Genomic DNA, 16273 nt, shown 5'->3' on the forward strand with positions numbered 1-16273 from the left:
AGGCCCTGACCCTGCCCTAGCCCGGCAGGAACCGTTCCAGCAGTTCCAGGGAACGGCGCACGTCGACGGTCTCCGGGTCCAGCAACCACTGGACCTGGAGGCCGTCGGAGGCGGCGATGACGAGCGACGCGGCGTCGGTCGCGTCGATGTCCGCCGGCGTGCGGCCGGCGGCCTGGGATTCCCGGATGCGGTGGACCAGGTCCTCCCGGACCCTCCGGAACCGTTCGTCGATGAACTCCCGGGTCGCGGTGTGCTGCTGCTGCAGCGCGTCCGCGGTCAGGGTCGAGTAGAGCTGCACCAACCCGGGAACCTCGCGGTTGCGGTCCGCGCTGCGGGCGATGTCCTCGACGGCACCGACGCCGTCCTCCTCGGGTTCACCCTCGACCTGCTGTTCGTGGGCGCGGTAGACCTCGATGAGGAGTTCGTCCCGCGACGCGAAGTAGTGCCGCAGCGCCGTGTGGGAGACTCCGATCGCGTCCCCGACCGAACGCATCGAGGCGCCGTCGACCCCGTGCTCGGCGAAGAGCTCGATGGCCCGGTCGAGGATCTGCTGGCGGCGTTCGACGCCCTTGCGGTACGGACGGACCGGAGTGCGGAGTTCGACCTCGGCGTCGTCCGCGCTGTCTGCCACGCGGACATGCTACGGCGACGGCCGCTGGGGTCTTGCGGTGGTGTCATCGTGGTGTCACCATGACGTCATGGAGCTCGATCCCTACGTCGACAGCGTGCGTGAGAACCTCCTCGCCTCGGCCGGGATCGGGGGCGAGGAGCTCCGGGTGCCGGTCGAACGGCTCGCCGCGGCGCTGGACGCCGCGGTCCGGCTGGCGCTGCTCGAGGCGCTCAGCGACGCCGTCGGCGAGGTCTCCCGGGACCTCGTCCCCGGCGGGGTCGAACTCCGGTTGCGCGGGCGATCGCCCGAGTTCGTCGTGACGTCGCCCGTCGCGACCCCCACCACCGCTCCCGTCGCCGCTCCCGTCACCGAGGAGACCGGCGACGAGGGGGCGACCTCCCGCACCACGCTGCGCCTGCCCGAGAACCTGAAGGCCCGGGTGGAGTCGTCCGCGGCCGCCGCACAGCTCAGCGTCAACGCCTGGCTCGTCCGGGCCGTCAGCTCGGCCGTCGACGCGCCGGTCGGTGGCGATCGCCGCCCACCGGCGTCGAGCGGTGGTTCCTTCCACGGCTGGGTCGGGTAGCCGGTCCAGCCCCCACTCCCGGAGGTGCAGTGTGTCCACCTACGAAACTCCCGACGCCATCGCGGCGTCCATCGACGTCGGGGTCGCCCGCGTCGTGATCGTCGCCGGAGACCTCCCGCGGACCCGCGTCGAGATCGCCCCCAGCGATCCGCAGCGTCCTGCCGACGTCGCCCTGGCGGCGGACAGCCGCACCGAGTTCAGCGACGGCCGCCTGCGGGTGGTCGTCCCGCGGCGCAACCGGGTCTTCGGCCGCACCGAGTCCGTCGACGTGCACGTCGAACTCCCGACGGGTTCCGCGGTCGAGCTGCGGTCCCGCTACGGCGACGTCGTGGTGCGCGGATCGTTGGGCCGCAGCCGGTTCGAGGTCGCCTACGGGGACACCACGATCGAGCGGACCGGGGACCTGCACCTCCAGACCCCCTACGGGGTCGTCGAGGTGGGGACCGTGGACGGCGACCTCGACGCGCGGACCGGTCACGGCCGGACCCGCATCGGGCGGGTCACCGGCACGACGACCCTGCGCGGGACCCACGGCGACGTGGAGTTCGGGACCGTCGAGGGTCCGCTCACGGCGAAGCTGTCCGGCGGGTTGTTCGTCGGTCGTGCGCTGGCCTCGGTCGAGGCCGCCAGCGCCTACGGCGTGGTCCGCGTCGGGGAACTCCTGGGCGCGGGCGCGCGCATGACGACGAGCTACGAGGGGATCGAGGTCGGGGTTCCCGCCGGGACGGCCGCGTGGCTGGACGCCGAGTCCCGGCACGGCACCGTGCGGAGCGAACTGACCTCCCGCGACGCGCCCGAGGACCACGACCGCAGCGTCGCACTCCACCTGCGCAGCGGGCACGGCGACATCCTCGTCCGCCGGGCCGCCGCGGTCGGGTGAGCCGCCTGCTCAGACCGTCAGCGCGAGGACGGCGATGTCGTCGCCCTCGGAGCCCAGCCGTTCGAGCAGCCAGCCGCACAGGTCGTCGAGGTCCTCGGGGCCTTCCCCCAGGGCCGCGGCCAGGCGGGACAGCCCCTCGTTGAGGTGTTCCCCGCGACGCTCGACCAGACCGTCGGTGTAGGCCAGCACCGTGGAACCGGGGGCCAGGTGGCGCTGCGCGGTCGAGCGGTGCTGGGCGCTGACCCCGAGGAGGAGGTCGGGGTGCTCGTCGAGGAACGTGACCCGCCCCGCCGGGTCGCGCACCAGCAGCGGGGGGTGCCCGGCGCTGGAGTGCGTCATCGACCAGCCGCCACCGGGGTCGGGCTGCAGACGGGCGTAGGTGAGCGTCGCGAGGGTGCCGATGCCGAGCCCGGAGAGGAGTTCGTCGACGCGTTCGAGGACCCGTCCCGTCTCGGGACCGGCGGCAGCGTCCCACGCGCAGGCCCGCAGCAGTCCCCGCAGGTGGCCCATGGCGGCGGCGGCCATGACGTCGTGACCGACGACGTCACCGATCGCGAAGCCGATCGCCCCACCGGGCAGGGCGATGAGTTCGTAGAAGTCCCCGCCGACCTGTGCCCCGGACACCGCGGCGCGGTAGCGGGCGGCGGCGCGGATCCCGGGAATGGTGGGCAGGGTGGGCAACAGACTGCTCTGCAACGTCTCCGCGATGGTGTGCTGCTGCTCGTAGAGCCGCGCGTTGTCCAGGATCAGGCCGGCGCGACGTCCCAGGTCGACGGCGATCTCGAGGTCGTCCTCGGTGTGGCGTGGGGACGAGGCAGCGCGGACGAGGACCATCACGTCGCTGCTGCCCCGGCGACCGGGCAGCGTGACGAACAACGCGGACGCGGCCCCCAGGGCGTCGCTGAGGTCCAGGACGCTGCGGTCGGTGACCCACCGTTCACGTTCGGCGCGGCGTCGTGGGCTGTCGTAGTCGCTGACCCGACGGGCGGCGGCACCCTGCAACAGCGTCTGCTGGGGAGAGCCCGCGACCAGCGATCGACGCAGTGCGGCGACGTAGCGGTCCACCTCTCCGGTGCGCGCGGGATCGACGTGGCGGCCCATGGCCGTCTCGATCCTGTCCCGCTCGTCGGCGGTGAGGAGCAGGGCCCAGTCAGCCAGGCCGGGGACGACGAGGTCGAGCAGGCGCTGGCGGCAGGCGGTCACGTCGAGGGTCACCGCGAGCTGACTGGTGGCCTCGGCGAGGAGAGCGAGTCGGCCCTGGGCGGCTTCGGCGGCGGCGCGGGCCTCCTCGGCCTCGAGTCGGGCACGTCGCTCGGCGGCCAGCGCCCGGTCGCGGTCCTCACCGGCCACGACGCTGGCGGTGACGTCGACCTGGATGCCGACGTAGTGCGTCAGGTCGCCGGTCGGACCGTGGATGGGGCTCAGCGAGAGCTGGTTCCAGAACGCCGTGCCGTCCTTGCGGTAGTTCAGCACGACGACCGTCGCGTCGCGTCCGGTGTCGACCACCTCACGCATGAGCGCGCGGGTGGCCGGGTCGGTGCCCTCCCCCTGGAGGAAGCGGCAGTTGCGTCCGACGCTGTCCGCGAAGGAGTAGCCGGTGGCCGCGGTGAACGCGGGGTTGACCCAGACCAGCGGGCGGTCCGGTGCGACGGCGTCGGCGACCGTGAACGAGAGGCCCGTCGAGAGGACCGCCTGCTCACGCAACGCCGTCTGCTGCTGGGCGGCGCTGGTGGCGGCCTGCACGGCGGCCCGCTCCCGGAGGGGGAGGAGCACGACGAGGGCGTGGTCCGCGAGCATCGGCGCGTCCACCATGGGCAGGGCGACGACCCAGAGCGGTTCCTGGCGTTCGCCCAGCTCACTGACCCGGGCGGCCGAGACCGCCTGACCCAGCACCGGCTCGGACCGGGCGATGCGCGACAGGGGGTGGGTGCCGTCGGAGAGCGGCGTGCCGTCGACGTCGCGCAGCTGCGCGGCGGTGGCCCAGGCGTCGATCTCCAGGGGCAGCCGCACACCGGGAGCGAGCTGGTCGGCGACGGTGTTCGTGTGCACGACCCGACGCGACGTCAGCTCCACGAGGAGCACGGCGGCGGGGGCATGACCCACCACCCGGGTGATCTCCGCGGCACGACCCGAGATCGGCCCTTCGGTCCTCGGCTCGTCCGCCACGTTCCTCCGTTCAGGCCCCGGTGACCCAGGACAGCGAACCATCCTACGCAACCCCGGCAGGTGGTGCGGGCAGGAGACGTGGCGCGTAGGGTCGGGCCCGCGGGACGTGCGCCGTCCCGGTGGTTGAGCAGTCAGCCGTTCCCCGGTCCGCGACGCGGACCCACACGGCCGTGGAACTCAGCGGCCTGTGCGCACGAACGAAGGAAACCGCTCATGGACACCGCCTCCGCCGTCGGGAACGCCTTCACCGAACTCGGCCGGATCGTCGTGGGCACGCAGCCCCTGGGCCAGGTCCTCCACCGGGTCGCGGAACTGGCGAAGGACTGCATCCCGGGTGCGGAAGAGGTCTCCGTCACGTTGATCGAGGGTGGGGGGAAGGGGCACAGCGCCGCGTTCACCGGGTCGCTGGCGGCCTTCCTCGACGAGCGGCAGTACGACCGCGGGTTCGGACCGTGCCTGGACGCGGCCGAGACGGGGCAGACCGTCCGCGTCCTCGACACCTCCGCGGAGACCCCGTACCCCGACTTCGCCGCGGTGGCCGCCCGTCGCGGTGTGAACAGCAGCGTCTCGGTGGGAATGCCCATGCCGCAGCAGGTCCTGGGCGGCCTGAACGTCTACCGGTCGGACGGTCAGGCGATCGACGACGACTCCGTGAAACCCTGCAGGTCTTCGCCGGCTACGCGGCCGTCGCGGTGGCCAACCACTCGCTCTACGCCTCGGCGGTGGCGCTGAGCGAGAACCTGCAGGCCGCCATGCAGTCCCGGGCCGTGATCGAGCAGGCGAAGGGCGTGCTCATGGCGAGGCTCGGGTGCACCGCGGACGAGGCGTTCCAGCACCTGGCCACCCGGTCCCAGCACACGAACCGGAAGCTGCGCGAGATCGCGACCGAACTGGTCGCGAACCTCTGAGGAGCCAGAGCGCCACGATCCGGGGCGTCGACGTCACTCGTGGCAGAACGTCGACAGGACCGCGTCGGCGACGGCGCGGCTCTGCTCGTCCGTGAGCGGAGCCGCGCCGTCGACGGCGAACTGGGACTTCGCCACGCTGGAGAGCGCCTCGTCGCCCTCGTCGCGCAAGGACTGCCGGCACACCTCCGCGGCGGCCGGGAGGACACGGTCCTCGTCGTCCCCGAGCCCGGGTGAGATCGCGTCGAGCCGGGTGACGAGTTCCCGGGTCTGCGTCGCGTCGGGACTCCCGGTCACCGTGGGCGCCGACTCGGTCTGGGACGCGGGTTCACCCTGCGTCGGTCGGGCCGGGGCCGTGAGACTCGTCGGCAGGTCGCTCGCGGTGGGTGTTCCGCTCGGTGCGTCCTGGCTCTCGTCCTCCGCGCAGGCGGTGGCCAGGAGCAGGACCGTGGCGGCGATGACGAGCGAGGAGCGGAGACGGTGCATGTCTCTCCCGTACCCGCTTCCCGAACCGTCAACCAGTTCCGGCGATGATCCCGGGAGGCGACTACTGCACGTCCCCGCCGGCGGTCGGTCCGTGCTCACCGACGGCCGTGGCGTTGGTCGTCCGGCGCGGCATGACCAGGCCGAACAGGATCATGCCGATGCCGAGCACGAGGTGCAGCCAGTCGTCCGCGGTGTTCAGGGGCACGAAGTTCGCGCTGCTGTCCTCGGACACGACGAGGCCGTAGACCCACAGGGCGAGGTACACGATCCCGCCGAGCAGGAGGAACGTCCGGGCGGCGGCGGTGATGCGGGAGGCGAGGATCCCCAGGACGCCGAAGAGCAGGTGGACGACGTTGTGCAGCACGGACACCTGGAAGACGCCGAACAGCATCGCCATCGAGTGGTGCCCCGCGCCGGTCATGTCCCCGTAGTCGGTGGTGATCCCGGGGACGAAGCCGAGCACCCCGACGAGGAGGAACGCGACCCCGACGACCAGCGACGTCAACGACACGGGGGAACGGTGGACGGAGAGACGGGAGTTCGTGGTTCGAGTCGTGCTCATGGTGTTCTCCAGACGCGGAGCCGGAACTCCGAAGGTGGCGTCCGGCCGTGCGTTCGACCTGGTCCCACGCTACGTCGCGGGTTCCAGATGCGCTCGGCCGGAGCAGGGGGGAAGGTTCATCGTGATCGCGCTTGGCGATCGCCGGTGGAGCAACGCGCCGAACGCCCGACGGGCGGGCGCTCCCACGTGCCCGCCTGGATCCCGGTCAACACCAGGTCTCAGGAGAGGTACGACGATGGCAGGACGCCAGACGTTCATCAGGACACTGCACGACGCGGGGCTCGCCGCGTGGTTCGGCGGCTCGCTGTTCGGAGCGGTCGGCCTGAACGGAGCCGCAGCGGCGGCCACGGACCCGTCCGAACGCACGAAGATCGCCGCGGCGGGGTGGGCCAAGTGGGCACCCGTGAACGCGGTCGCGCTCGCGGCCCACACCGTGGGCGGCGTCGGGCTCATCGCAGGCAACGCCGGCCGGGTCACCGCCCAGAAGGGTGCCCGTTCCAACACCACGCTCAAGTCCGTCCTCACGCTCGCCGCCATGGGGGTCACGGCCTACTCGGGCCTGCAGGGGGCCAAGCTCGGCAAGAACTCCCCGGCCCCCGCCCACGGGGCGACGGAACCCTCCGCAGCCACCCCCGAGGACGTCGCCGCGGCCCAGCGGCGGTTGAAGGTCCTGCAGTGGTCCATCCCCGCGCTGACCGGCGTGCTGCTGGTGATGACCGTGCAGCAGGGCGAGCAGCAGAAACCTTCGCAGATCGCCAAGGGGATCCTGGCGAACGTCCGCCCCTGAGCCCCGTCCGAGCGGGGACACGCACGCACCCGACGCAAGAACCGCACTGCACTGGAGGAGACGATCGTGTACCGACACACTCGCGAACTGCAGTTCACGGCCAAGCCGGAGAAGCCCGACGCGCTCTTCGCCATGAAGTTCCAGGAACTGCTCGGTGGGCAGTTCGGTGAGATGACCGTGATGATGCAGTACCTGTTCCAGGGCTGGAACTGTCGTGTCCCCGGCAAGTACAAGGACATGATCATGGACATCGGGACGGAGGAGATCGGCCACGTCGAGATGCTCACCGTGATGCTGGCCCGTCTCCTCGAGGGCGCTCCGGGGGAGGCCACCGACAAGGCCGCCGCCGCGAACCCGGCCCTGGCGGCCGTGCTGGGCGGCATGAACCCCCAGCACGCCATCGTCTCCGGCGGCGGCGCCCGGCCCACCGACTCCGTCGGGAACCCGTGGAACGCCGGGTACATCATCGCCAGCGGGAACCTGCTGACCGACTTCCGGTCCAACGTCTCCGCCGAGGCCCAGAGCCGGCTGATGACGAGCCGGATCGCCGGCATGACGGACGACGCGGGTGTCAAGGAGATGCTGGCCTTCAACCTGGCCCGTGACACCTACCACCAGCAGCAGTGGCTGCTGGGGATCCAGATGCTCATCGACGACGGCTACGTCGACAGCCAGATCGAGCAGTCGAACGGCGAGTGGGAGAACAAGGACGCAGCCCACGTGCTCTACACCGGCACCGAGGGGAGCCGGGCGGGTGAGGGGATCTGGGCCACCGGGAACAGCCTCGTCGACGGTGAGCCGCTGCGGGCCGAGGAACTCCGCCCGCTGCCCGACCACCAGGGGAACCTCGACGACGCCACGTTGCCGGCGCCCGACCCCAAGCAGTTCGTCACCTACGACGGCAACCAGGGGCCCGGGAAGCCCGGGACCGGCGCCGGCGGGCACTTGCAGGGTGCGCAGAACGTGGTCACGAAGGTCAAGGACGCCCTCACGGGCGACGACCACTGAGCGCGTTCCGCACTCCGCCCCGCTGACCCGGGACGACACGAGCGGGGACCGGCCCACCAGGGCCGGTCCCCGCTGCGCGTCAGCGACCGTCGGCCGCCAGAGGTGCCGGGGTGAACACCGCCCGCAGGCAGCCGTCGGTCTTGTGCTTGAACACGTCGTACCCGCGGACCGAGTCCTCCAGGGACATCGGGTGCGTCGCCAGGAAGCTCGTCTCCAGCTCGCCCGAGGCGAGGTGGTTCAGCAACCTCGGGACGTAGCGCTGACCGTGCTGCTGCGCGGACCTGATCGTGAGTCCCTTGTTGAGGACGACCCCGGTCGGGAAGCTGTCGGTGAGTCCGTAGACCCCGAGGACGGCGACCGTGCCGGCCTTGCGGACGGCGAGGAGGGCTTCGCGCAACGGGGTGGCCCGGTCCGTCTCCAGGCGCACGGCCTGCTTCGCGCGGTCCACCAGGTTCTGCACCCCGGTCCCGTGCCCCTCCATGCCGACGGCCTCGATGACGGCGTCCGGGCCCCGCCCACCGGTGGTCTCGCGCAGGAACTCCTGCACGCTGTCGACCTCGCTGTAGTCGAGCGTCTCGGCGCCCAGCCGGGTGCGGGCCAGTTCGAGGCGCTCGGGCAGCCGGTCGACGACGATGACGCGTTCCGCCCCCAGCAGCCGGGCCGAGGCGGCGGCCATGAGCCCGACCGCACCCGCGCCGAAGACGGCGACCGTGTCACCGGGGGAGATGTCGCAGAAGTCGGCGCCCATGTACCCGGTGGGAACCGCGTCGGAGACGAAGAGCGCCGACAGGTCGTCCACCTCGGGCGGGACCGTGAAGCAGTTGACGTCGCCGAACGGGACCCGGATGAACTCCGCGTGCGACCCCGCGTACCCGCCGAACGGCTGCGTGTAGCCGTAGATCCCGCCCGACGGGTAGCCCAGGACGGGTTGTTGCGCGGCGGCGTGCGGGTTGGTGGTGTCGCAGAGGGAGTAGAGCTCCCGGTCGCAGTACCAGCAGTTCCCGCACGCGATGAACGACGGGACGACGACGCGGTCACCGACCCGCACCCGGGTGACCCCGGGCCCGACCTCCACGACCCGGCCCATGAACTCGTGACCGAAGACGTCACCGGGGAGCATCCCCGGCAGGTACCCGTCGATGAAGTGCAGGTCCGACCCGCAGGTGCTGCTCAGCGACACCTGCACGACCACGTCACGCGGGTTCACGATCGCCGCGTCCTGCACCGTCTCGACGGCGAGGTCGTTGACCCCGTTCCAGACCAGGGCCCGCATCAGCGCTTCCCGTCCCGTCCGCTGGGAACGTCCCCCAGGGTGGGTGCCTCGCCGGTCTGCAGCAGGGCCCGGAGGCGGTAGAGCATCGTGAAGGCCAGTCCGCCGCCGACCTCGCCCGTCCCGGCCGGAACCGTCAGACGCAGGACGACCTCCGATCCCAGACCCTGCGGTGCCGGCCACGCCTCGACGGTCACGACGGGTTCGTCCGGGTCCTGCGCCGACCCCCCGCTGAACACGACGCGGTTCGGTTCGACGTGGGCCTGGGTCTCGATCGTCGTCTCCGCGACGGTCCAGGTGTAGACGCCCGCAGGACCCCGGTGCACGCTCCCGGCGGGAGAAACCATCGTGTCGAGCACGTCGGGATCGCGACAGGCCCGCAGGATGTCCTCCACGGTGCGCGCGATGGTCAGGGTCTGCTGTTCGGTGGTGCTGCCGCCCTCGCGGTGCAGGAGGGTCCGCGTCGCTGCGGAAGCGGCCCGCCGGGCCAGGTCCTGTGCTCTCGTCGTGTCCATCGACCGTCCGTCCTCGTTCGTCGGAGGTTTGGAACGCCCGCTGCTCGACGGCCCACCTGAGGTGCCCCCACTCTGGCCGAGCCCGGATCGCCGCGCACCTCCTGCGCTCAGCGGTAGCGCCGGGGCACCGTCCACGGGGCGCCGAAGACCGCGTCGAACTCCGCGGGGTGGAAGGGGCTGTCCCCGCCGGCGGGGTAGTTCGTCAGCTCGCCGAAGACGATGCGGTCGGGCAGGTGGTAGAGGTCGACCCGGACGAAGTCGGTACCGGACGCGAGCCGTTCCGCGAGGTCGATCATCTCGCCCAGCCGGCGCGGTCTCGGGTGCGGTGGATCGGCCCAGTCCGGGCCACCGCTCATCGGCAGGTGCTCCCAGTCGGGGCGGTGGAAGTCCTGCGTGCGGGCTCCGAACCGGCCGGAGTCGACCTGGACGAAGTGGCACCGTCCGTGGAACACGAAGAACTTGTAGTCGTCCGGGATGGAGCCGTCCGGGGCGCGCAGCAGTTCCTCCACCAGGACCCGGGGCGGCACCTGTCCGTAGACCCACTCCCGGTTCGGCCCCTGGCCGTAGAGCCGGCTCGTCCAGTGCTCCCCGATCGCCACGAGGTCGTCGACGGGGGCGGCCTCGGGTCGCACGTGGGCGTAGACCCAGCTCCACCGGGCCTGCGGGAGCCGGGCCTGCGCAGGAGCCTCCGGCGAGACGACGACGACGGCCCCGCTGCCGTGGGTGGGTTTGAGGACGTACTCGGGGGGGAGCGCGACGGAACGCAGTTCGGTGGGGTCGGCCAGGACCGCGAACGCGCGGGGGAGGTATCGCTCGCCGACGACCGCCGCGACGTGTTCGCGCACCGCGGCCTTGTCCGCGAACGTGACGAGCAGGGGACGGTGGTCCCGCAGCATCTTGTAGCGGACCTTCTCGGTGAACGTCTCGGGGTTCCGGGTCCGCAGCAGCCGCCACCCCCGGACCAGTCGGCTGCGTTCGCGCCAGCGGGGCCGGGGTTCCCGCGCGTCGTGGGGACGGCCGCCGTGGGGGTGAGGGTGAGGAACCACGGATGCAGTGTGCCGCAGCGTGCGCGATCCCGAACCGCCCAGCACGATGGTCCGGTGATGCTTCGACTTCCCGGTACCTACCGGGCGCAGGGCGACACCTCCCTCCTGGCCGACACCCTCACCCGCGGGCAGTCCGTGGTCGGGCGCCGGGTCCTCGATCTCGGAACCGGCAGCGGTGCCCTCGCGGTGGCGGCGGTCCGTGCTGGCGCCCGTTCGGTCACCGCCGTCGACCTCTCCCTCCGGGCCGTCCTCACGGCGCGGCTGAACGGGCGACTGCACCGGGCGCCGGTCCGGGTGCGACGCGGGGACCTGTTCACCCCCGTGGCCGGCCAGCAGTTCGACGTGGTCCTGGCGAACCCGCCCTACGTCCCGGCGGACTCCGACCGGTTGCCCCGCCACCGCCGGGGGCGCTCCTGGGACGGTGGCCGGGACGGGCGGGCGGTCATCGACCGCATCTGCGACGAGGTCGCCACCGTGCTGGCTCCGGGGGGACGGCTCCTCATGGTCCAGTCCGTGCTGGCGGGGGAGCGCCAGACCCTGGATCGGCTCGACTCCCGGGGTTTCGCCAGCGCCGTCGTCGCCCGCGCGGAGGAACCCTTCGGCCCGGTCATGCGGGGCCGCGCCGAGATGCTCCGGGCTCGCGGTCTGCTGCGACCCGGCCAGGACCGGGAGGAACTCGTCGTCGTGGACGCGGTCGCGAGCTCGGTCCCCTCGACGGTCACCGGAGGTGACTTCGAGGATGTCGCCTGAACCGGCCCGCACGGTGCGCAAGGTGGTCGTCACCGCCGACGGCCCGCTCCTGGTGGAGGGGCCGGTGGACATCGACCTGCCCGACGGGCGCCGCGTGCGTTCCGAACGTCCCGTGACCGCGGTGTGCGTCTGCGGACGCAGCGCCCGCTACCCGATCTGCGACACCAGCCACCGCGTCCGGGCCGCGAAGGCCCCGAAGGAGACGTCATGAGCCCCGCCCTCCCGACCCCCCGCGGACCCGTCAGCGCCGCCGTCCTCGCGTTCCTGCGCGGCGCGGCTCTCGAGGTGCCGGAGGGTGCCGCGTCCTGCGACCCGTGGGGTGAGGACCTGCAGCTGACCCTCTACGTCTGCTACGAGCTGCACTACCGGGGTTTCGCCGACGTGGTGGAACCCGCGGACCACGAACTCGAGTGGCACCCGGACCTGCTGGCGCTCCGCTCCGCCCTCGAACGACGTTTCCTCGCGGCGTTGCGGGCCGCCGTCCCCGGAGGGGAGGACGTCGCGGGCGAGATCGCGGCGCTCGTCGCCGAGAACCCCGGTGAGGGCGGGGTGTCGCACCACCTCCGCCGGAGGGGCGAGCTGTGGCAGTTCCGGGAGTACATCGCCTTGCGGTCCGCGTACCACCTCAAGGAGGCCGATCCGCAGGCGTGGGTGATCCCCCGTCTCGAAGGGACCGCGAAGGCGGCGCTGGTCTCCGTCGAGCACGACGAGTACGGGGCGGGGCGCGGTGAGCGCATGCACGCGCGGTTGTTCGCCGACATGATGCGCGACCTGGACCTGCACGACGACTACGGCCACTACCTCGACCACACGCCCGCCCCGGTCCTGGCCGAGGTGAACTTCATGTCGATGGCGGGCCTGCACCGCTCCCTGCGCGGTGCGCTCGTCGGGCAGTTCGCCGTCGTCGAGCTGACGTCGTCCCCGGGGTCGGCGCGGCTCGTGGCGGCCGCACAGCGCCTGGGGTGCGGTCCGGCGACGGTCGAGTTCTACTCCGAGCACGTCGAGGCGGACGCCGTGCACGAACAGGTCGTCCGGACCGGCATCATCGCCCCCCTGATCGCGGCCGAACCCGGGATGGCCGCGGACGTGGTGTTCGGGATCCAGGCCGCGAACCTGCTCGACGATCGCCTCGGTGCGCACGTGATGCAGGCCTGGGCGCAGGACCGCTCGGTCCTCGTGCGACCGCTCGAAGGAGCGCTCCCCCGATGATCCGCGCTGCGGTCCGCGGAGGTGCGGTCGAGGATGTCTCCATGGACGCTGTGGACGATCTTCGTGCGTGGAAGGTGCTGGCCCCCGCCGGGTTGCTGGCCGTCGGGGCGGGGGTCTCGGTGGTGAGCGACGCGGCGGGCCGTCGCGGACGGCGGGCCCCCGCCCTGCAGTGGTTCGCCGAGGGCACCGTGGGGCTCGTGCTGCTGAACGGGGGTCTGAGCCTCTTCGGCGAAGCGGTCAAACGCCGGGCACTGCACGACGTCGCCGCCCGGACCGGCGGAGCACCCGGTCGACGGTGACGTCGTTGCGGCGTTCGGGGGATTCCCCCTGTGGAAGGCGGAGCCGGTTGCCGATGGGGACGGGGTGTCGACCGTGCTCTCAGCTGCCACCATCCACGACGTGATCGCCGCCAACTCCGTGCACAGCGTGTTCCAGCCGATCGTCGACCTGACGACCGGTGTGGTCGTGGCCTACGAGGCGCTGGCGCGCGGGCCGGTCGGGCCGCTGCACCGACCCGACGACCTCTTCGCCGCGGCGAGGGCGGCCGGAGTCCTGGCCGAACTCGACCAGGCCTGCCGGGCGGCGGCCTTCCGCGGCGCGATCGAGCACTCCCTCGTCGCCCCGCTCACGTTGTTCGTCAACGTCGAGCCGGAGGTCCTCGACACCGCGCCGCTGAGCGACCTGCTCGCCCTCGCCGACGGTGCCCCCGGGGACCTCCGCGTCGTCGTGGAGATCACGGAGCGTGCCCTCGCCGCCCGTCCGGCGGAGCTGCTGCGCACCGTCGCGCGGATCCGCGAGATCGGCTGGGGCGTCGCGCTCGACGACGTGGGCGCCGACGCCATGTCGTTGGCCTTCATGCCCCTGCTGCGCCCCGACGTGGTCAAGCTGGACCTGCGGTTGGTGCAGGAGCGTCCCGGTCCGGCCGTGGCCCAGATCATGAACGCCGTCAACGCCTACGCCCAGTCGACCGGTGCGTGGATCCTGGCCGAGGGGCTGGAGGACGAGCAGCACCTCATGACCGCCCGGGCCCTCGGGGCACGGTTGGGGCAGGGGTGGATGTTCGGCCGCCCGGCGTCCCCGCCGCCCCCGGCGCTGGCCGTGGGCCAGTTGCCGCTCCTCGACCCCGTCGCGACGGTCGCTCCCCAGGACACCTCTCCCTTCGCCGTGCTGCCGGCGGGGACGGAACTGCGCCGCTCGCCCAAGCCGCTGCTCATCGAGGTCAGCAAGCAGCTGGAACGCGAGGCGATGCGCCTGGGCGACACGTGCGTCGTGGCCTCGACGTTCCAGGAGGCCCGTCACTTCACCCCGGCCACCCGCAGCCGCTACCTGGACCTGGCCGACCGCGTCGGGTTCGTCGCCGCCTTCGGCGAGGACCTCCCCACCGTCCCGGTGCCGGGGGTCCGCGGGGCGACGCTGGCCCCGGAGGACCCGGTGCGGGGGGAGTGGGACGTCGTCGTCCTCGCCCCGCACTTCGCCGTCGCCCTGCTCGCGAGGGACCTGGGCGACCAGGGTCCCGACACGGAGCGGATGTTCGAGTACGCCCTGACCTACGACCGCGACACCGTGATCGCCGCCGCGCACTCCCTGCTCTCCCGGGTGGTCCCGCGCACCGCCGAACCGGTGCTCCGGGGTGACGTCGTCCCCGCGCCTCCCCGGCGGACGGTGACGCCCGCCCCGGTCCACCGAGGCGGTCTCCGCGGTGCGGAGGACCTGCTGGAGCGAGCCCTGAGCGCCACGACCAACGGCGTGACCATCGCCGACATGAGCCGGCCCGACCACCCGCTGATCTACGTCAACGCCGCCTTCGAGGTGTTGTCCGGGCTGCGTTCCGAAGAGGTCCTGGGACGCAACTGCCGCTTCCTGCAGGGACCCGACACCGACAGTTCCGTCGTCGACTCCATCCGGTCGGCGATCGCCGCCGGGGAGGAGTGGCGGGGGGTCGTCCTGAACCACCGCGGCCCCGGCCGCACGCCGTGGTGGAACGAGATCCACCTGGCCCCCGTCCTCGACGGGACGGGACGCGTCGTGCAGTACATCGGCGTCCAGAACGACGTCACCGACCGGGTGGTGGCCCAGCGCCAGGTCGAGACCGAGCGCGCCAAGGTCCGCGAGCACGTCGCCCGGATCGAACAACTCGCCTGGACCGATCCCCTCACGGGGTTGGCGAACCGACGGCGCATCGAGGAACTCGTCGAGGCCGCCCTGTGGACCGCGCGCCTCGGAGACACCACCGTGGCCCTGCTGTTCTGCGACCTCGACGGTTTCAAGGCCGTCAACGACGACCTGGGCCACGCGGCCGGCGACGACCTGCTGGTGCACGTGGCGGGTGAACTGCGCCGCTCGTTGCGTCGCGGCGACCTGCTGGCGCGCCTCGGTGGTGACGAGTTCATCGTCGCGCTCACCGGGCTCGAGGTCGCGACCGCGACCGAGACGGCCGCTCAGGTCGCCGCGACCCTGGCGGAGCGGTTGTCCAGCCCGGTCCGGCTGGGTTCGGGAGAGGTCTCGGTGGGGGCCAGCATCGGCGTCGCGACCTACCCCCGGCAGGGGGAGAGCTTCGCGGGACTGCTGCGCGCGGCGGACCACGACATGTACCGCGTCAAGGACACGCACCGCGGCGCGCGCTGAGTTCCGACACCTGCTGCACTGCAGTCGAACACCTCCGTTTCGGGGGTTGCGTACCCCCGGTGGGGAGTGCTAGAAAAACCGTGTCCGGATCGGTCGACCCGATCCGTCGACGGTTGGCAGCGCATCTGGTTCTCGAGAGACCCGGAGGTGGTGGACATGCTGATGCGCACTGATCCCTTCCGAGAGTTCGACCGCCTGGCCCAGCAGGTGCTGGGGACGACGGCCCGGCCCGCGGCGATGCCGATGGACGCCTGGCGCGACGGCGACGAGTTCGTGATCGAGTTCGACCTGCCGGGGGTGGATCCGGCGTCCGTCGACCTCGACGTGGAGCGCAACGTACTGACGGTGCGGGCGCAGCGACCGGTGTCGGAGGGCACGGGCGAGATGCTCGCCGCGGAGCGCCCACGGGGCGTCTTCAGCCGGCAGCTGATCCTCGGCGACAACCTCGACACCGAGCGGATCGAGGCCGCCTACCGCGGCGGCGTCCTGCGTCTGCGCATCCCGGTCGCGGAACGGGCGAAACCGCGACGCATCGAGATCGCGACCGAGGACGACCAGCACGCCCTCACCTCCTGAGGGGGTTCCCGTGGACACTGCGGTGCGGGGGGGCGACGACGCCTTCGCCTCCGTGGTCTCCCTCCTGCAGGAGTGGGTCGACGCGGAGTTCGCGGCGGTGGTCGCCACCTGGGACGAGGACGACGGCGACGACACCGGCGGCGGGCACGGCTGCTGCTGCGTGACGGGCGCCGCCCCGGAACCGGGTGGGACCGACCGCGGCGCGGGCGGGGAACACCGCCACCCCCACGCCGTCGACGCGGGAGGGAGTGGTCTGCCCGGGCGCCGGGTGCGCTCTCCTCCGTCCTGCTGAACG

Annotated in this window: 20 protein-coding genes; 13 read left to right on the plus strand and 7 right to left on the minus strand. The window is 72.3% G+C overall.

The window, feature by feature from the left end; all coding sequences use genetic code 11:
* Nucleotides 1–16 precede the first annotated feature (16 nt).
* Entirely contained in the window at nt 17–631 is a 615-nt protein-coding gene (locus AC0I8G_RS16710) for a TetR/AcrR family transcriptional regulator (RefSeq protein ID WP_471730931.1), read from the minus strand.
* A gap of 67 nt (nt 632–698) precedes the next feature.
* Between AC0I8G_RS16710 and AC0I8G_RS16715 the strand changes: the two genes are divergently transcribed.
* Together AC0I8G_RS16715 and AC0I8G_RS16720 are read left to right on the plus strand one after the other, a co-directional pair.
* Entirely contained in the window at nt 699–1193 is a 495-nt protein-coding gene (locus AC0I8G_RS16715) for a histidine kinase (protein ID WP_471730932.1), read from the plus strand.
* A 31-nt stretch (nt 1194–1224) separates the two neighbouring features.
* The gene (locus AC0I8G_RS16720; protein WP_471730933.1) at nt 1225–2073 is read left to right on the plus strand and encodes a DUF4097 family beta strand repeat-containing protein; all 849 of its coding nucleotides are present in this window, start codon (nt 1225–1227) and stop codon (nt 2071–2073) included.
* A 9-nt stretch (nt 2074–2082) separates the two neighbouring features.
* Here the strand turns inward: AC0I8G_RS16720 and AC0I8G_RS16725 are convergent, their stop codons facing one another.
* Entirely contained in the window at nt 2083–4239 is a 2157-nt protein-coding gene (locus AC0I8G_RS16725; protein WP_471730934.1) for a PP2C family protein-serine/threonine phosphatase, read from the minus strand.
* 213 nt (nt 4240–4452) lie between these two features.
* Here AC0I8G_RS16725 and AC0I8G_RS16730 point away from each other — a divergent pair, with 213 nt between their 5' ends.
* Both AC0I8G_RS16730 and AC0I8G_RS16735 read left to right on the plus strand, forming a co-directional pair.
* Entirely contained in the window at nt 4453–4971 is a 519-nt protein-coding gene (locus tag AC0I8G_RS16730) for a GAF domain-containing protein (RefSeq protein ID WP_471730935.1), read from the plus strand.
* Entirely contained in the window at nt 4962–5147 is a 186-nt protein-coding gene (locus AC0I8G_RS16735) for an ANTAR domain-containing protein (protein WP_471730936.1), read from the plus strand. Before AC0I8G_RS16730 ends, AC0I8G_RS16735 begins: the two co-directional genes overlap by 10 nt.
* 33 nt (nt 5148–5180) lie before the next feature.
* Here the strand turns inward: AC0I8G_RS16735 and AC0I8G_RS16740 are convergent, their stop codons facing one another.
* Both AC0I8G_RS16740 and AC0I8G_RS16745 read right to left on the minus strand, forming a co-directional pair.
* Entirely contained in the window at nt 5181–5630 is a 450-nt protein-coding gene (locus tag AC0I8G_RS16740) for a hypothetical protein (RefSeq protein WP_471730937.1), read from the minus strand.
* Nucleotides 5631–5691: 61 nt separating this feature from the next.
* A complete protein-coding gene (locus tag AC0I8G_RS16745; protein ID WP_471730938.1) occupies nt 5692–6192 on the minus strand; it encodes a DUF4383 domain-containing protein in 501 nt (166 codons plus the stop codon).
* Nucleotides 6193–6427: 235 nt separating this feature from the next.
* Here AC0I8G_RS16745 and AC0I8G_RS16750 point away from each other — a divergent pair, with 235 nt between their 5' ends.
* Nucleotides 6428–6979: a hypothetical protein gene (locus AC0I8G_RS16750; protein WP_471730939.1), complete on the plus strand. Its 552-nt coding sequence runs from the start codon at nt 6428–6430 to the stop codon at nt 6977–6979.
* Between the two features lie 66 nt (nt 6980–7045).
* Complete coding sequence (locus AC0I8G_RS16755) at nt 7046–7987, plus strand: manganese catalase (RefSeq protein WP_471730940.1); 942 nt, start codon at nt 7046–7048, stop codon at nt 7985–7987.
* Between the two features lie 79 nt (nt 7988–8066).
* On the opposite strand, the gene AC0I8G_RS16760 is transcribed toward AC0I8G_RS16755, so the two are convergent.
* The 3 genes from AC0I8G_RS16760 to AC0I8G_RS16770 form a co-directional block, all read right to left on the minus strand.
* Nucleotides 8067–9260 carry a zinc-dependent alcohol dehydrogenase gene (locus AC0I8G_RS16760; RefSeq protein WP_471730941.1) on the minus strand — a complete coding sequence of 398 codons (1194 nt, stop codon included), beginning with the start codon at nt 9258–9260 and terminating at the stop codon, nt 8067–8069.
* The gene (locus AC0I8G_RS16765; protein ID WP_471730942.1) at nt 9260–9772 is read right to left on the minus strand and encodes a hypothetical protein; all 513 of its coding nucleotides are present in this window, start codon (nt 9770–9772) and stop codon (nt 9260–9262) included. The genes AC0I8G_RS16760 and AC0I8G_RS16765 overlap by 1 nt, the downstream gene beginning before the upstream one ends.
* 107 nt (nt 9773–9879) lie before the next feature.
* Nucleotides 9880–10818, minus strand: coding sequence for an ATP-grasp fold amidoligase family protein (locus tag AC0I8G_RS16770; protein ID WP_471730943.1), 939 nt, complete (start codon nt 10816–10818; stop codon nt 9880–9882).
* Between the two features lie 57 nt (nt 10819–10875).
* Here AC0I8G_RS16770 and AC0I8G_RS16775 point away from each other — a divergent pair, with 57 nt between their 5' ends.
* The 7 genes from AC0I8G_RS16775 (at nt 10876) to AC0I8G_RS16805 (ending at nt 16270) form a co-directional block, all read left to right on the plus strand.
* On the plus strand, nt 10876–11568 hold the full coding sequence (locus AC0I8G_RS16775; RefSeq protein WP_471730989.1) for a HemK2/MTQ2 family protein methyltransferase: 693 nt from the start codon (nt 10876–10878) through the stop codon (nt 11566–11568).
* Nucleotides 11558–11779 carry a CDGSH iron-sulfur domain-containing protein gene (locus AC0I8G_RS16780; protein ID WP_471730944.1) on the plus strand — a complete coding sequence of 74 codons (222 nt, stop codon included), beginning with the start codon at nt 11558–11560 and terminating at the stop codon, nt 11777–11779. The genes AC0I8G_RS16775 and AC0I8G_RS16780 overlap by 11 nt, the downstream gene beginning before the upstream one ends.
* Complete coding sequence (locus AC0I8G_RS16785) at nt 11776–12777, plus strand: iron-containing redox enzyme family protein (RefSeq protein ID WP_471730945.1); 1002 nt, start codon at nt 11776–11778, stop codon at nt 12775–12777. Before AC0I8G_RS16780 ends, AC0I8G_RS16785 begins: the two co-directional genes overlap by 4 nt.
* 41 nt (nt 12778–12818) lie before the next feature.
* The gene (locus tag AC0I8G_RS16790) at nt 12819–13076 is read left to right on the plus strand and encodes a hypothetical protein (protein ID WP_471730946.1); all 258 of its coding nucleotides are present in this window, start codon (nt 12819–12821) and stop codon (nt 13074–13076) included.
* Between the two features lie 100 nt (nt 13077–13176).
* Nucleotides 13177–15402 (plus strand): diguanylate cyclase domain-containing protein, encoded by a 2226-nt coding sequence (locus AC0I8G_RS16795; protein ID WP_471730947.1) that lies wholly within the window; start codon nt 13177–13179, stop codon nt 15400–15402.
* Nucleotides 15403–15558: 156 nt separating this feature from the next.
* Nucleotides 15559–15978, plus strand: coding sequence for an Hsp20/alpha crystallin family protein (locus tag AC0I8G_RS16800; protein WP_328295090.1), 420 nt, complete (start codon nt 15559–15561; stop codon nt 15976–15978).
* A 10-nt stretch (nt 15979–15988) separates the two neighbouring features.
* A complete protein-coding gene (locus AC0I8G_RS16805; protein WP_471730948.1) occupies nt 15989–16270 on the plus strand; it encodes a hypothetical protein in 282 nt (93 codons plus the stop codon).
* The last annotated feature ends 3 nt before the right edge of the window (nt 16271–16273 follow it).

The sequence above is a fragment of the Kineococcus sp. AC630 genome (genome assembly GCF_979255925.1).

Bases quoted from the DNA above. Each gene is read 5' to 3' on its own strand.
- AC0I8G_RS16715 (WP_471730932.1), top strand. From the start codon at position 699: ATGGAGCTCGATCCCTACGTCGACAGCGTGCGTGAGAACCTCCTCGCC.
- AC0I8G_RS16730 (WP_471730935.1), top strand. From the start codon at position 4,453: ATGGACACCGCCTCCGCCGTCGGGAACGCCTTCACCGAACTCGGCCGG.
- AC0I8G_RS16740 (WP_471730937.1), bottom strand. From the start codon at position 5,630: ATGCACCGTCTCCGCTCCTCGCTCGTCATCGCCGCCACGGTCCTGCTC.
- AC0I8G_RS16745 (WP_471730938.1), bottom strand. From the start codon at position 6,192: ATGAGCACGACTCGAACCACGAACTCCCGTCTCTCCGTCCACCGTTCC.
- AC0I8G_RS16750 (WP_471730939.1), top strand. From the start codon at position 6,428: ATGGCAGGACGCCAGACGTTCATCAGGACACTGCACGACGCGGGGCTC.
- AC0I8G_RS16760 (WP_471730941.1), bottom strand. From the start codon at position 9,260: ATGCGGGCCCTGGTCTGGAACGGGGTCAACGACCTCGCCGTCGAGACG.
- AC0I8G_RS16765 (WP_471730942.1), bottom strand. From the start codon at position 9,772: ATGGACACGACGAGAGCACAGGACCTGGCCCGGCGGGCCGCTTCCGCA.
- AC0I8G_RS16775 (WP_471730989.1), top strand. From the start codon at position 10,876: ATGCTTCGACTTCCCGGTACCTACCGGGCGCAGGGCGACACCTCCCTC.
- AC0I8G_RS16780 (WP_471730944.1), top strand. From the start codon at position 11,558: ATGTCGCCTGAACCGGCCCGCACGGTGCGCAAGGTGGTCGTCACCGCC.
- AC0I8G_RS16785 (WP_471730945.1), top strand. From the start codon at position 11,776: ATGAGCCCCGCCCTCCCGACCCCCCGCGGACCCGTCAGCGCCGCCGTC.
- AC0I8G_RS16790 (WP_471730946.1), top strand. From the start codon at position 12,819: ATGGACGCTGTGGACGATCTTCGTGCGTGGAAGGTGCTGGCCCCCGCC.
- AC0I8G_RS16800 (WP_328295090.1), top strand. From the start codon at position 15,559: ATGCTGATGCGCACTGATCCCTTCCGAGAGTTCGACCGCCTGGCCCAG.